The organism is Microbacterium sp. JZ101 (assembly GCF_053903175.1).
Map to the genome: position 1 here is coordinate 3,206,417 of NZ_CP096400.1, position 13,780 is coordinate 3,220,196.

Here is a 13,780-nt window from a genome sequence, read left to right on the forward strand (position 1 = left end):
TAAGTAGGTCGAAAGTCATCCTTGACGTGCGTGCAGCCAGTCGCTCACGACGTCGAGCGTGCGGAGCGCACCCGCGTCGCCCGGCTGGTCGATGTGACCATGCGCGGCGCCCGGCTCCACGTGCAGCTCGACCGTCCCTCCGGCCGCACGCACCGACCCGGCGAACGACTCGCCGGATGCCCGGAGCGCGTCTCGCTCGCAGACGACGACGAGCGCGGGCGGGTATCCCGCGCCGCTCCCCTCGCCCGGGAACGCGTGCGGATCGCTCAGGGCGTCGACGGAGCCCGCGAAGTTCAGGGCGAGCTGCGCATGGGGTGATGCGGGATCGAGCGGCACCCCCGGGTTCGCGCTGTTCGCGTGAAGCGCAGGGTAGACGGCCAGGAGCCCGCCCGGCAGGGGCCCCTCTGCGCCGTCGCGCACACGCGCGGCCACGCCGACCGCGAGGTTGCCGCCCGCACTCGCCCCGCCGAGCACCAGTCGATCAGCCGGGAGCCCCAGCAGGGCGGGCGCGGAGCGCCAGGCCGCGAGCACATCGTCGGAGGGCGCGGGGAAGTGCGCCTGGCCGAGGCATTTCGTGTAGTCGACGGCGAGAACCGGGATCCCGCGTGCCGCGAGCTCCCTGGCCACCCAGTTCGACTCCGGCATGTCGAGGTGCCCGCCGATGAACCCGCCGCCGTGCACCCAGACGAGCGCGACGCGCGCTTCCGCCCCGGGGCGCCGGTAGAGCCGCACGGGCACGCCGCCCTGCGGGCCGTCGACCGTGTGCTCGACCGTCTCGATCCCGCGCAGATGCGGGAACCGCCGCTCGAGCGACGCCGTGTCGATGTCGGGGCGCGGATCCTCCGGCTCCCCGTGCTCGGCGAGCCAGCGGATGGCTTCGCGCACGGGGAGGCGCCGGAAGTCGGGCAGGCCGGCTGCGTCGGCGTCGCTCATGTCAGTTCCCTTCGGAGAGGACGGCGCGCACGCGCTCGTCGTGCACGAGGTCGGACAGGTCGGTCGCCCCGCCGTGCACCGCACGCCGCAGGGCAGCTCGCGCGGCGGACTCGCGCACCCGAGGGAGCACGAGCTCGCCGTCCGCCGAGGCGACCCGCACGTCGACGCCACGGGGATCGACGCGCACCTCGACCCGCTGCTCGCCGAGCGTCCGCGCCACGATCGCCGGATGGCCCGAGGTCGCGCCCGCGAGGAGCGTCACGGGGACCCCGTGGGGCGTCGCCAGGAGGGCGAGGACGCCTGCCGAGCTGCGCGTGCACGCGGACGGCGCGAGAGGCCCGGCGAGCACGCGGCCCCAGCCGATCGCGTCGCGGAGCCACTCCGCCGCCGCGTCGGTCGGCAGAGCCGCCTCGACGACGACAGCGCGAGCCGCGGCAGCCGCGCGGGACGCCTGGTCCGGCAGCGGGCGCAGCCGCTCGCGCTCGACCGCGCACTCCGCTGCGCCGAGCACGTCGAGCGCCTCGGCCGGAACGGACACCGGCTCGGCCACGAGCGGCGACGTCGAGCGGCTGCTCCCTGCGAGAGCGTCGCGCAGCCGCGAGACCCATCCGTCGGCGCCGTCGACCACGACCACCCGCTCGCCCCCGGGCTCCGCGGTGCGCCCGCGGCCGGGACCGACCGTCAGCGGCAGCTCGATCGCGGCGACCCGGAAGCGGTCGGCGGACTCCCGCGCGGACGCGAGGTCCACGCCGATCATGCGGCGCTCCGCACGGCGTCCGCGACCGCATCCGCGAGATCGATCGCGTAGTGCGCGTCGGCCGCGATCTCGTCGTACTCGATGGGCGCGTCGCCATCCAGTGCCGCCGCGAACGCGCGCCAGAGTGCGACATAGCCGTCGTCCGCAGCGCGCGGATGGCGGATCAGCCGGCCGTCGTCATGCCGGATCCGCACCTCGGCGGAGCCGTCGTGCACGAACGACGGCGGGAAGTCGATCTCGACGCCATCCCCCTCGGTCCGGATGGAGACGCGCCACAGCGCCTCGGCGCCGTCGGGCACCATCGCCGTCGCGAGCTGCACGAGCACGTCGCCCGCGCGGAATCCGATCGCGTATCCGATCGGCGGCACGGGGCGTGCGAACACGACCTTGTCGAGGCGGGGCGCGAGATCGCGCAGCAGCGGGGCGTCGTGGATGGCGAGGCCGAGGACGAGCTGGCGGATGACCGCCGCAGCGAAGCCGGTATCCGACCAGTCGGGCGCCGAGCGCGCGGGCGCGGCCACGCCGCGGTCCGCGAACTCGGTCACCGCCGCGTGATAGCGGTCGTTGGCCGGCAGCGACACCGTGACGGAGATGCTCTGAACCCGTTCGCGCCGTGCGATGAGGAAGTGCTTGGCGCGCCCCCACGCGGGGTCGTGGAGGTGATTCGTCCCCACGATGAGCGCGACCCCGGCCTCGCGGCAGGCGCGCAGCACCGCGTCCACCTCGCCGTGCGCGAGAGCGAGCGGCTTCTCGCACAGGACGCCGCGCTTGCCGGCCGCGACCGCCGCGAGAACCTGGCCCGCATGACGCTCTGGCGGCGACGCGATCACGACGACCTCGACGGCCGGGTCGGCGAGCAGCTCCTCGGCGCTCGAGGAGGCGCGGGCTCCGAGCGGCGCCGCGATGGCGGCCGCCCGCCCGCTGCCGGCGTCCGCGACGTGCACGACCGCGAAGCGATCGCCCAGGCGGGCGAGGGTGGGGACGTGGAGCGCTGCCGCGCCCGGGCCCGCGCCGATGATCCCGACTCCTGTGGGCATGCGACCTCCTCGTCGTGCGCACTTACGTTAAAAGTACACGTAAGTTTCGGCGCGATCGACAATAGATCGCGCAATCTCGCGGGCACTGTGCCAGAATCCGAGGATGGCGAACCAGTCCACCCTCCGATTCGGGGCCCAGACCGACGAGGTCACGAGCCTGCTGCGGATCGTCAATCTCGTCCGGACCGGCGAGGCCACCACGCGGCCCGAGATCGGCCGGCTGACCGGACTCGGGCGCGGCGTCGTGTCGCAGCGCGTCGACCGCGCGATCGAGGCGGGCTTCCTCGAGGACGCCGAGCTGGGCCCGTCCTCCGGAGGGCGCGCGCCCCGCGTGCTGCGCTTTCGATCCGAGCAGGCGCGCATCCTCGTCTGCGCCCTCGGCGCCCTGCACATCCGCGTCGGCGTGACCGATCTCGACGGGCGCGTGATCGCCGACGATCACGCACCGTGGGACATCACACGCGGGCCGGACGCGACGCTCGACGCCGCGATCGAGATGGCCGAGACCGTGCTCGCGCAGACGGGGGACGCCCCGATCTGGGCCGTCGTCGTCGGCGTCCCCGGGCCCGTCGACTTCAGCTCGGGGCGCCCGGTCGCTCCGCCGATCATGCCCGGCTGGAGCGGATTCGACGTCCGAGCGCGCTTCGAGGAGCGGTTCTCCGCGCCCGTGTGGGTCGACAACGACGTGAACCTCCTCGCGCTCAGCGAGCGCGACCGCCGCCGTGCGCAGAACGTCGACCTCATCTTCTGCAAGATCGGATCCGGCATCGGCGCCGGGCTCCTCTCGCAGGGGCACCTCCACCGCGGTGCGAACGGCGCGGCCGGCGACATCGGCCACGTGCGCGTGCTCGGCTCGGAGGAGCTGTGCCGGTGCGGCAAGATCGGCTGCCTCGAGGCCGTCGCGAGCGGATGGGCGCTCATCCGCGACGCGCATCGCGCGGTGGCGGAGGGCGACGAGGGAGCCCTCGCCTACTTCGTCAAGAACGACGAGGAGCTCATCCCGGAGCACGTCGCGATCGCCGCCACCCACGGCGATGCGCTCGCGATCTCGCTCATCCAGAAGTCCGCACGCGTCGCCGGGGAGTCGATCGCGACGCTCGTCAACATGTTCAACCCGGCGGTGATCGTCATCGGCGGTGCGATCGCGTCCGCGGGCGAGGTCTTCCTCGCGGAGGTGCGCCAGCGCGTGTACGAGCTCTCGCTGCCCCTCGCGACCCGCGACCTGCAGATCGTGAACTCCGCGAACGACCCGACCGAGCCCATCCGCGGCGGCGCGCAGCTCGCGATCGAGCAGCTGTTCGACGCGACCTTCCCGCGCTGGTTCGCGGACGGCCGGCCCACCATCCAGGGGGTGCTCGCCGCGGCCTGAGACCACTTCTTACGAAAAACAACGGAAGTGTGTATCTTCTGGGTCTAAGTCACACGAAGGAGTGTCATGACCCCGAAGCCCATCCGCACGCTCATCGTCACCGGGATGACCGACGTCCACCACGACTGGAGGAAGACCACTCCGGCCCTCGTCGCGCTGCTGGAGTCGACCGGGCGCTTCGATGTCCGGGTCTCCGAGGAGTTCCGGGGCGCGACCGCCGAGACGCTGCGCCCATACGATCTCGTCGTCCTCAACTACTACGGGCGGCGCGACCCCTGGCGCGACGTGCCCGAGGAGCGCTTCGGCGAGGAGACGGAGCGCGCGCTGTTCGACTTCGTCGCCTCGGGCAAGGGCCTCATCGCCTACCACCCGACCCTTGCGGGAGGCGTCGGCTGGCATCCGGAGTACGAGCGCCTCCTCGGCGGCGTGATGCGCGAGGACACCTCGCGGCGGGCGCCGAACAACGACTTCCTCCTCCGCACGGCCGAGGCGCACCCCATCACGGCTGGATGGCCCGCCGAGTTCCCGCACTACGGCGACGACCTCTACGTCGGCCTGCGCTGGCCCGATGGCGTGCGGAAGACGATCCTGCTCACCGGCTGGGACAACCCGCTGCGCTACACCCAGGTGCCCGCCCAGTGGCGCGCGCTGCCGGGCATGGGCGAGGAGCACCCCGTCGCCTGGACGGTCGAGTACGGCGCGGGCCGCTCGGCCTCGATCGGCATCGGCCACGACGTCGCGGCGATCGGGCACCCCGCGTTCCGCGCGCTCTTCCCGCGAGCCGCCGAGTGGGCGGCGACGGGGGAGGTGACCATCCCCACGCCCGAGGATCTGGGCGAGCCCGTCGAGGGCGGCGACTGGTGGCCGACGACGCTCGAGCCGATGGTGCGCCGCATGTTCGACGAGTGGGTCGCGGCGGGCGAGCCCGCGACGCAGAAGGGCGGCGCATGACGCTCCCCGTGCTCCGCGACGACGCGCTCGTCTCGGATCGGGAGGGGTTCGCCCTGCGCCTGTCGCTGCCGTGGATCCGCTCGCTCCCTCTGTCATCGCTTCAGGACCTCGCGGTCTCGGTCGACGGAGAGCCGGTCGGCGCGCGGGTGCGCGAGGGCCACCCGGAGTGGTGGTTCCTGCAGGACCGCGTCGAGGTCGTGGCTCCGGGGCCGCTTGCCGACGGCTGTCACGAGGTCGAGGTGGCGTTCTCGCTCCTCATCCCCTATCTCCCCGGCGCTCCCGGCCATCCGCTCGTTCTGCCGTTCCGCGCGCGGCGCGTGCTCGAACTCGACGCGGCGCCGTCCGCTCCCTCCCCCGCCGCGGCGCCGCGCGCGCCGGAGCGGACGGCCGCGGCCGCGGGCCGATGGACGCTCGCCGCGAGCGCCTTCAACTGGACGCCCGAGGTCATCCGCGCCGAGCGCTCGGCGCCCGACATCGCCGTCGCGATCGCCGCCGAGGGCACGGCCGATGTCCTCGAGGTCGAGCTCGGGCAGTCCCTCCGATCGTTCCCCGCGCCATCCGCTGACGAGGCGACAGGGCTCGGCACGCGCATCGCGGATGTGGGCGGACGCGTCAGCATCGCCGGGGCGAGCATCGACGACTGGACCGGCGACGGCGAGCGCCGATCGGAGGACGAGCGGCTCGCCTTCCTGCTGCCGCAGCTGCACGCGGCGCACGCCCTCGGCGCCGAGGGCGTGCGGCTGCCGATCGGGCAGGCCGGCGAGGCGCTGCTGCGCCGGCTCCTGCCGACCCTGCAGGAGCTCGACCTCACGCTCTACGAGGAGATGCAGGGGCACCAGACGCCCGAGCGCGAGGCCGCCGCGGTCGACGTGGTCGCCGGGATCGACGACCCGCACGTGCGCCTCCTCGTGGACATCAGCATGCTCATGCCCGCGCTCCCGAGGACCTACCTCGAGCGGATGTCGGCGCTGCCGCCCGCCCTGCACGCGCGGCTCCGCGAGGAGTGGCGCGACCCGGGCACCTCGGCGGCGGTGACGGCGGCCCTGCGCGCGGGCGAGGTGCCGCCCGAGCTGCGGACGCTCTTCATGAACCTCATCGTGCGGTTCGGCCGATCCGAGGCCGCCGTGCTCCGCCCCATCCTGCCGCTCGTCGGCGCCTTCCACCTCAAGTTCTGGGACCTCGAGGACGACGACGGCCGGGTCAGCGCGCCCATCCGCGACCTCGGGGCGCTGCTGCGCGGCTCGGACTTCCGCGGCACGCTCTGCAGCGAATGGGGCGGGCACGAGTGGCTCGACGACGACCCGACCGAGACGACCCGCGCCCACCTCGCGCTCGCGCGCGAGGCGCTGGGCGCACCATCCCCCGAGTGAAGGAGCTCACCATGGCCGAACCGACCATCCACGACCTCGCGGAGCAGGTCGCCGACCTGCGCGCGCAGCTCGCCGAGGCGCAGCGAACCGCGCAGGCCGCGCACGACCGCGGCGCGATCGAGAACCTCTTCAACAGGTACATGTACCTGCACAACGCGTTCCAGGACGAGCAGATCATCCCGCTGTGGGTGAAGCGCGGCACCGAGGGCATTCGCGCGCGCTACACGAACGCGGGGCAGTACACCGACTACGACAGCGTCATCCGCTACCACCAGGGCCGCCCCGCGCCGGTCGGCAAGCTCATCCTCCATGCCACGACGACGCCCGTCATCGAAGTGGCCGCGGACGGGAAGACGGCGAAGGGCGTGTGGCTCATGGCCGGAACGGAGTCCGGTCTGACCGACGTCGAGGTGGCGAAGGAGAGCCCGGAGTACATGTACTCGCCCGGCCTCGTGGCGGGCAAGCGGGTCTGGGCTCACTGGGTGTGGTGCAAGCACGCGATCGACTTCCTCCGCCAGGACGGCGAATGGCGCATCTGGAAGTTCCGGTGCTACGAGCTGGCCCGGGCTCCGTTCGAGGAGAACTGGGTGAGCTTCGGCGAGAAGAACCAGCACGCCTTCGACCTCGACCTCATGTACTTCGGCGATGACGGCAAGCCCGTCTTCATGCCTCCCGCCGACGAGCCCGTCCCCGAGAGGAACCACCCGTACAGCCCGTCGACGCGCCAGAAGCTCGAGCCGGTGCCGCCCGTCCCGCACGCGACCTTCGAGGACACCTTCGCCTGATCCCTCCCCCGCGCAGAGAGCCGCCCCGGAGCCCATGACGGGCTCCGGGGCGGCTCTCTGCGCGCGCTACTTCGTCGAGAACGCCGCGTCGAACGACGCTGCGGGCGGCGTGATGGCGTTGAGCTTGCGCACGAACGCGAGCGCCTCGGGAGCGCCCTGCAGACGGTCCATGCCCGCGTCCTCCCACTCGACGCTCGTCGGGCCGTCGTAGCCGATCGCGTTGAGCGCGCGGAACAGCGGCTCCCAGGGCACGGCGCCGTGGCCCGTCGACACGAACGTCCAGCCGCGCCGCGGGTTCGCCCACGGCAGGTGCGACCCGAGCACGCCGTTGCGTCCGTCGAGGTTCGTCACCGACTCCTTCACGTGGACGTGGAAGATGTGGTCGGCGAAGTCGAGCACGAACGCCACCGGGTCGAGCTGCTGCCACATGAAGTGCGACGGATCGAAGTTGATCCCGAAGCCCGGACGGTGCCCGATCGCCTCGAGCGTCGCCTTGGCCGTCCAGTAGTCGTAGGCGATCTCCGACGGATGTACCTCGAGCGCGAAGCGGACGCCGACCTCCTCGAACACGTCGATGATGGGGTTCCACCGGTCGGCGAAGTCCTGGTAGCCGGCCGCGATCATCTCGTCGCTCGCCGGCGGGAACATCGCGACGTACTTCCAGATCGACGACCCCGTGAAGCCCGTGACAGTCTTCACGCCGAGCTTCGCCGCGAGGCGCGCGGTGTTCTTCATCTCCTCGGCCGCCCGCTGGCGCACGCCCTCAGGATCTCCGTCGCCCCAGACGACGTCCGGGAGGATGTCGCGGTGGCGCTGGTCGATCGGGTCGTCGCAGACCGCCTGGCCCTTGAGGTGATTCGAGATCGTCCACACCTTCAGCCCGTGGCGCTCGAGCGTGTCGAGCTTGCCCTGGACGTAGGCGTCGTCATCCCAGCGCCACGGATCCAGGTGGTCGCCCCAGCACGCGATCTCGAGGCCGTCGTAGCCCCACTCCCCCGCGAGGCGGCACACCTCCTCGAACGGCAGGTCGGCCCACTGGCCCGTGAACAGCGTGATCGGTCGCGCCATCGCGAACTCCTCCCGATTGTCGTTGATTACAACTTACTCGCGGACCGACGGTCAGGCCAGCACGAGCTCGCGCTCGACCGGCACGCGGTTGGTCACATACCGGCCGGGCCCGCCGTCGACCCCCGGCGCGATCTGCATGTAGAGCAGGCGCATGGTCAGCACGACCTCGACAGTGGTGCGCTCCCCCACGGCAGGCACGCCGCCGTCGAGGACACCCTCGAGCGGGATGACGATGTCAGGTCGGTCGGCGACGAACCAGAGGGTGTCCCACTGGTCGGGCAGCTCCGCCACGGTGTACGAGCGCCCCTGCAGCTCGAAGCGCAGCGTCTCCTTGGGGATCACGACGCCGTTGACGGTGACGTCGACGTCATCGACGGCAGACAGCCAGAGGCTGCGGTACCACGGCAGCTGGATCGAGACGGCGATGCCGTCGTCGCGGCGCGTGACGTCCTTCTCCGAGAACAGGGAGTTGTGAGTGGCCATGTCGTCTCCTCCTAGACCGTCGCCGCCGCGACGGATTCCTCGATCGCGCGGCGCATGAGCGCGTGCTGCTTCCGGACGAGGTCGATCGGGTCGGCCTCGCCGAGGTCGGAGAACGCGTGGCCCTCCCACTCGCTGGACAGGAAGCCCTCGTAGCCGCCCTCGACGAACTGGCGCACGATGCGGGGGATGTCCATGGCCGGCTCCTCGCCGTCCGCCCCGATGTCGTAGAACTTCGCATGCACGTGGAAGATCTGCGGCATGATGTCGAGCCACTCCTCGGGCGGCACGAGTCCGTGCATGTTGAAGGCGAGGCGCGTGAAGGGCCCGAACCGGAGGAAGTCGAAGCCCTCCGCGGTGAGGAAGTCCTCGAACTCCTGATTGCGCACGTGCATGGGCAGCGGCTTCCGCCAGATCTCGTCCATGACCGGGAAGTACTTCTCGGGCATGCCCATCGTCCGCAGCGTGCGCAGGAGCGTCGGCGACAGGCTGTGCATGGTCGATGAGAAGTCGGCCGTGAACCCGAGGCGCTCGGATCCGAGCTCCTCGTACATCGCGCGGATCTCGAGGATCTTCGGATCGTTGGGGCCCTGCGGTGCGTGGATCTCGTAGCCCAGGCGCTGGTCGTACTTCTCCGCGAGCGGCAGGAGGCGACGCAGCAGCTCCTTGCCGGCCGAGCGGATGACGATCCTCCGGAATCCGAGCGTGTTCGCCGTGGCGAGCTGCCGCGAGAAGAAGTCGAACTCCTCGTCGGGGGTCATGTCGCGATCCTTGCGGCGGCCCATGTCGAGGTTCGTCCCGACCGCGCTCGGCTCGAGCTCGTGCTCGTGCTTCTCGAGCGTGTCGAACCAGAGCCTCGTGAACTCGGCGTCGACATCCGGGTAGGTGCGCAGGAGCTGCGCGATGTTGAACTCCACACCCGGCCCGATGCCGTTCTCGGCGACGGCGGCGATCAGCGTCTCGGGCGTGTACAGCCCGGCGGCGAACTCGCTCGTCATCGAGTACAGGGTGGTTCCGAGGCGGATGCCGGTGCCGGCGATGCCCTCGCTCGTCATGCGCTCACTCCTTCCGTTCGAGGCAGCCACGCTGCCAGCTGCGTCCGTGCCTGCGCGGCCTCCGTCACCATGCGGCTGCCCACGGCCTCCGCTGCGGAGCGCTGCACGGCCTGCTCGCCCGCGATGATCTCGAAGGGCGACTGCCAGTGGTTCCAGTGCCAGCCCTCGTACTCGCTCGAGATCGCGCCGTTGTAGCCGTTCTCGACGAGGAGCGTCACGAGATCGCGGACGGGAACCGACGGCTCCTCGCCGTTCTCGTCGATGCCGAAGAACTTGCCGTGCACGTGCTTGATCCACGGCATGATCTCGAGCCAGTCGTCGACGCGGGCAGGGCCGAACAGGCCCGTGCCGTTGATGCCGAAGTCGATGCCGAACTCGGGCTGCCCGTGCTGGGCCGCGAGGCCGATGAAGCGCCCGAAGCGCTGTCCGTGCTCGGCCTGGTCGGCCGGCGGCCCCTGCTCGTAGAACGCGCTCCACAGGTCGACGACCTCGCCGAGCAGCTCCTCCGATGCGCCGCGACGGCGGTACGCCTCGATGAGCGACGGCGCGAAGCCGGTCACGGTGGCGCCCCAGTCCATCGTGAAGCCGAGGAACGGCGAGCCGACCTTCTCGTAGCGGTCGCGCAGGGCGAGGATGCGCGGATGGGAGGCGTACTGGTCCGCGTGCACCTCGAGCGCGAGCGTCACGCCGTGCTCCTCGGCGATGGGAGCGAGCGCCTCCATCGAGTCGGGCGTGATCGAGATCTGCACGCGCGCGATCGGGAAGCCGAGCTTGGCGGCGGCGAGGATCTGCCTCCGCATGTACGCGATGAGCTCGTCCTGGTCGAGCAGGCGGTCGCGGTGGATGCCGATGTCGGCGTTGATCGCGAGCGAGGTCGTGACGAGGCCGGTCTCGGCGACGAGATCCCGGAAGCGGCCCGCGAACGCGTCGTCGACCTCCGGGAAGCCGCGGAAGCTCGAGAAGCCGATGATCTCGAGACCGGGACCGTAGCCTTCGGCTGCGACCTTGCGGATGAGCCCTTCGAGGTCGTACTCGCGGCCATGGAACGCGCGCGTGAAGCTGTAGAGGGTGACGCCCTGGATGGGCGCGCCGAGGTTCGTCATGCGGCTGCCGCCTTCATGGTCTTGGCGTCGCGCTCCTCGATGTGGAGGGTCTCGTCGTCGCCGATGATGATGTACGGGATGTAGAGGGTGAGGCCCACCTCGACGCGGTGCTCCGCGTCGTCCGCGGGCACCGGGAGGTCGCCGGAGAGCACGGCGGAGTCGACGGGGAACCACCAGCTCTCGGTGTCGTCGACCATGTCGGCGAAGGTGCGCTCCTCGCCGTTGAGACGCCAGCGCAGCGAGTCGGCCGGCGCCTCGACGCCGTCGACGGTGAGCGTGGCGCCGGCGATGCACGACGCGGGCAATGCGCGGTACCAGGGGATGCGCACGTCGACCGCGACGCGCGCGCCGTCGGTCCTGAGCGTGCCGGGCTCGATGATGCGATCGGGGATCACGGATGTCCTCCAAGACGTCTTTGTCTGACTTCCGTCAGACTAATGCTTCTTTTCTACCTAAGTCAAGGCCTGGTGGGGCCCGGAGCCCCTCACGGCGGTCTCAGCCTGCGGCTACGGCTCCCGAGACCCGCTCGGATGCCGTCTGCGGGCTGAGCCTCTCCGCGATGCGGCGAGCGCCGCGCACCGCGAGCGCCACCGCGGTCAGCGTCGGGTTGCACGCCGTGGCCGTCGGGATGACGCCATTGCCGGCGACGAAGAGCCCCGGCACGCCCCAGACCTCGCTGTACGGGTCGCACACGGAGGCGCCGTCGTTCGCCGCGCCCATCCGCACCGTGCCCTGGTAGTGCAGAGACGACCCGAGGGGCATGACGAAGGGGCGGTCGTCGAGCGGCTCCCCGACGGCGCTCCCGAGTCGGACGATCTCGCGCTTCGCGCGCTCGATGACCGCGCGGTCGCGATCGGTGAGGGTGTAGTGGATGCGCATGGCCGGCATCCCGTACGCGTCGGCCCGGGAGTCGTCGAACGCGACCCGGTCGGAGGCCTGCAGGTCCTTCGCGCAGAAGAGCCCGAGCCCGACGATCGATCCCGGCACCACAGGGTCGTCATCCGCGAGCGGGATGGGCGACGCGTCGAGCTGCATGATCTGACCGTGGAAGGGCAGGTCGTCGGTGAACGGCACCCAGCTCACGCCGCTCGTCTCGCTGAGAGCGCCGTCGCCGCCCTCCCGGGTCGCGGGCGCCTCGACGTCGCGCAGACGCGACGCGAAGACGATCTGCGCCTGGTCGTTGAGGTAGCGGCCGAGGGCCTCGGGGCGGATGCCGGACGCCCAGAGCACCTGCGGCGTGCGCAGCGCGTCGGCCGCGACGACGACGAACCGGGCGGCGATCCGATGCGTCTGCCCGTCGCGGAGATCGCGGACCTCGACACCCGACGCGCGGCCGTCGGCGACGAGCACGCGCGTGACGAGCGACTCGTCGTGGAGCGAGAACCCGTGGTTCGCGCGCGTGACGTCGCCGAAGACGACGTCGGATCCCGACCACACGAGGCGCCCGTCGTCGCGACGGTGCACGGCCAGCGGCATCCGCTGCACGCGGCGGTCCGCTGGCCGCTCCGCGTCGACCTCGGCGGCCAGGCGCTCGCGGACGAGCCCGGAGAACGGCGCGGCGTCGAAGGCGTCGGAGGTGACGCCCAGGAGGCGCTCGCCCTCCGACAGCAGCTCGTCGAGGGCGCCGTCCTCGTCCAGGAAGCCGATGCGCTCGCTGTCGCCCGGGCGCGGGCACGCGGCGGTCCAGTGGGCCCCCATGCCCCCGACGTTGCTCGAGAACGCTGCCACTGGGAGGCCGTCCTCGCCGTCCTGGGCGTAGCCGTCATCGAGCAGGTAGGTGCCGGCGCGGGCGCGCCGCTGCCCCGCCTTCACCGCCCCCGGGTTCGTGACGGTGGCGGTCTCCGCCGCGGGGCCCTGCGAGCGCACCTGCGCGCGGGCGCGCTCGGCGTCGTCGACGATGTTCTTGACGTGCGCGCCGGGCGGGTCCGACACGGTCGGCCCCACCTCGAGCATGGCGATCCGCGCCCCCGGCGCGCGCTCGGAGAGGATCCGCGCGTAGGCGGCGCCCGTGGGCCCCGAGCCGACGATGACGACGTCGACCTCGTTCGGGTAGCGGCTCATGCGCGGGCCGCCGCTTCGACGATGCGCCGCACCGATGCGGACGACTCGACCGTCGGGTAGTACTCGAGTCCGATCGGACCGTCGTACCCCGACGTGCGCAGGATGCCGAGGCGCTCCTCCCAGTCGAGCTCGCCCGTTCCCGGCTCGCCGCGCCCGGGGGCGTCGGCGAGCTGGACGTACTTCACGAGGTCGCCGGCGCCCGCGAGCTCCGCCGCCATGTCCTCGCCCTCGACGGCCGAGTGGTAGATGTCGTAGAGGACGCCGAACGCGGGCGAGTCGACGCCGCGCGCGACGTAGGCGGCCTCGGAGGTGCGGTCGAGCAGCGAGCCGGGGTGGTCGACGCGCACGTTCACCGGCTCGAGCACGAGCGTGACGCCCGACCCGTCGATCTGCGCGATCGCCGTCCGGTAGATCTCGATGAGCTTGTCGAGCTGGACCTGCCGCTTCCAGCCGCCGAAGCCCGTCCCGCTGCCCACGACGATGCGCGGGCATCCGAGCGCACACGCGATCTCGACGCCCTCGTCGAGCTTGCGGAAGAACTCCGAGTGGTCCCACGGCGGGATCATGAACTGCGTGCGCGGCTCGGCGAGCTGCGCGGTCAGCTGCGTTCCCGTCTCCTCGAGCGCGGCGCGGAGAGCCGGGATGTCCTTGGGCTTCGCGGGCGCGTCGACCCCGGTCGGGCCCCACATCTCGACGGCGTCGAACCCGGCCGCCGCCGCCGCGCGCACGCGCTCCGGGTAGTCGCCGGCCTCGGTGAAGAGCAGTTCGATATTCGGTGCGAGCTGGTACATCGGTCCTCCTGGATCAGAAC

At 71.8% G+C, this 13,780-nt stretch carries 14 protein-coding genes; 4 read left to right on the forward strand and 10 right to left on the reverse strand.

The features are described from left to right. Positions 1–15: 15 nt before the first annotated feature. Genes M1D56_RS14745 through M1D56_RS14755 form a run of 3 tightly spaced genes read right to left on the reverse strand, consistent with a single transcriptional unit; the run spans position 16 to position 2,727 of the window. Positions 16–933 carry an alpha/beta hydrolase gene (locus M1D56_RS14745; RefSeq protein WP_456284025.1) on the reverse strand — a complete coding sequence of 306 codons (918 nt, stop codon included), beginning with the start codon at positions 931–933 and terminating at the stop codon, positions 16–18. 1 nt (position 934) lies between these two features. Next, positions 935–1,690 (reverse strand): hypothetical protein, encoded by a 756-nt coding sequence (locus tag M1D56_RS14750; RefSeq protein ID WP_456284026.1) that lies wholly within the window; start codon positions 1,688–1,690, stop codon positions 935–937. Beyond that, positions 1,687–2,727, reverse strand: coding sequence for a Gfo/Idh/MocA family protein (locus M1D56_RS14755; protein ID WP_456284027.1), 1,041 nt, complete (start codon positions 2,725–2,727; stop codon positions 1,687–1,689). The genes M1D56_RS14750 and M1D56_RS14755 overlap by 4 nt, the downstream gene beginning before the upstream one ends. A gap of 103 nt (positions 2,728–2,830) precedes the next feature. Here M1D56_RS14755 and M1D56_RS14760 point away from each other — a divergent pair, with 103 nt between their 5' ends. From M1D56_RS14760 to M1D56_RS14775, 4 genes are all read left to right on the forward strand, one after another. Beyond that, positions 2,831–4,096: an ROK family protein gene (locus tag M1D56_RS14760; protein WP_282978835.1), complete on the forward strand. Its 1,266-nt coding sequence runs from the start codon at positions 2,831–2,833 to the stop codon at positions 4,094–4,096. 66 nt (positions 4,097–4,162) lie between these two features. Next, a complete protein-coding gene (locus M1D56_RS14765) occupies positions 4,163–5,047 on the forward strand; it encodes a ThuA domain-containing protein (protein WP_456284028.1) in 885 nt (294 codons plus the stop codon). Next, the gene (locus M1D56_RS14770) at positions 5,044–6,417 is read left to right on the forward strand and encodes a restriction endonuclease subunit R (RefSeq protein ID WP_456284029.1); all 1,374 of its coding nucleotides are present in this window, start codon (positions 5,044–5,046) and stop codon (positions 6,415–6,417) included. Before M1D56_RS14765 ends, M1D56_RS14770 begins: the two co-directional genes overlap by 4 nt. 11 nt (positions 6,418–6,428) lie before the next feature. Beyond that, a complete protein-coding gene (locus tag M1D56_RS14775) occupies positions 6,429–7,202 on the forward strand; it encodes a nuclear transport factor 2 family protein (RefSeq protein ID WP_456284030.1) in 774 nt (257 codons plus the stop codon). Between the two features lie 66 nt (positions 7,203–7,268). Here the strand turns inward: M1D56_RS14775 and M1D56_RS14780 are convergent, their stop codons facing one another. The 7 genes from M1D56_RS14780 to M1D56_RS14810 all read right to left on the reverse strand — a co-directional run bounded on the left by M1D56_RS14780 (position 7,269) and on the right by M1D56_RS14810 (position 13,760). Beyond that, positions 7,269–8,270 carry a sugar phosphate isomerase/epimerase family protein gene (locus M1D56_RS14780; protein WP_271172994.1) on the reverse strand — a complete coding sequence of 334 codons (1,002 nt, stop codon included), beginning with the start codon at positions 8,268–8,270 and terminating at the stop codon, positions 7,269–7,271. A 51-nt stretch (positions 8,271–8,321) separates the two neighbouring features. Then, entirely contained in the window at positions 8,322–8,753 is a 432-nt protein-coding gene (locus tag M1D56_RS14785; RefSeq protein ID WP_456284031.1) for a C-glycoside deglycosidase beta subunit domain-containing protein, read from the reverse strand. Positions 8,754–8,764: 11 nt separating this feature from the next. After that, entirely contained in the window at positions 8,765–9,805 is a 1,041-nt protein-coding gene (locus tag M1D56_RS14790) for a sugar phosphate isomerase/epimerase family protein (RefSeq protein ID WP_456284032.1), read from the reverse strand. After that, positions 9,802–10,908 (reverse strand): sugar phosphate isomerase/epimerase family protein, encoded by a 1,107-nt coding sequence (locus M1D56_RS14795; protein WP_456284033.1) that lies wholly within the window; start codon positions 10,906–10,908, stop codon positions 9,802–9,804. Before M1D56_RS14795 ends, M1D56_RS14790 begins: the two co-directional genes overlap by 4 nt. Further along, the gene (locus tag M1D56_RS14800; protein WP_271172998.1) at positions 10,905–11,303 is read right to left on the reverse strand and encodes a C-glycoside deglycosidase beta subunit domain-containing protein; all 399 of its coding nucleotides are present in this window, start codon (positions 11,301–11,303) and stop codon (positions 10,905–10,907) included. The genes M1D56_RS14795 and M1D56_RS14800 overlap by 4 nt, the downstream gene beginning before the upstream one ends. 100 nt (positions 11,304–11,403) lie before the next feature. Continuing rightward, positions 11,404–12,969 (reverse strand): GMC oxidoreductase, encoded by a 1,566-nt coding sequence (locus M1D56_RS14805; RefSeq protein ID WP_456284034.1) that lies wholly within the window; start codon positions 12,967–12,969, stop codon positions 11,404–11,406. Further along, positions 12,966–13,760 carry a TIM barrel protein gene (locus tag M1D56_RS14810; RefSeq protein WP_456284035.1) on the reverse strand — a complete coding sequence of 265 codons (795 nt, stop codon included), beginning with the start codon at positions 13,758–13,760 and terminating at the stop codon, positions 12,966–12,968. Before M1D56_RS14810 ends, M1D56_RS14805 begins: the two co-directional genes overlap by 4 nt. Positions 13,761–13,780: the final 20 nt, after the last annotated feature.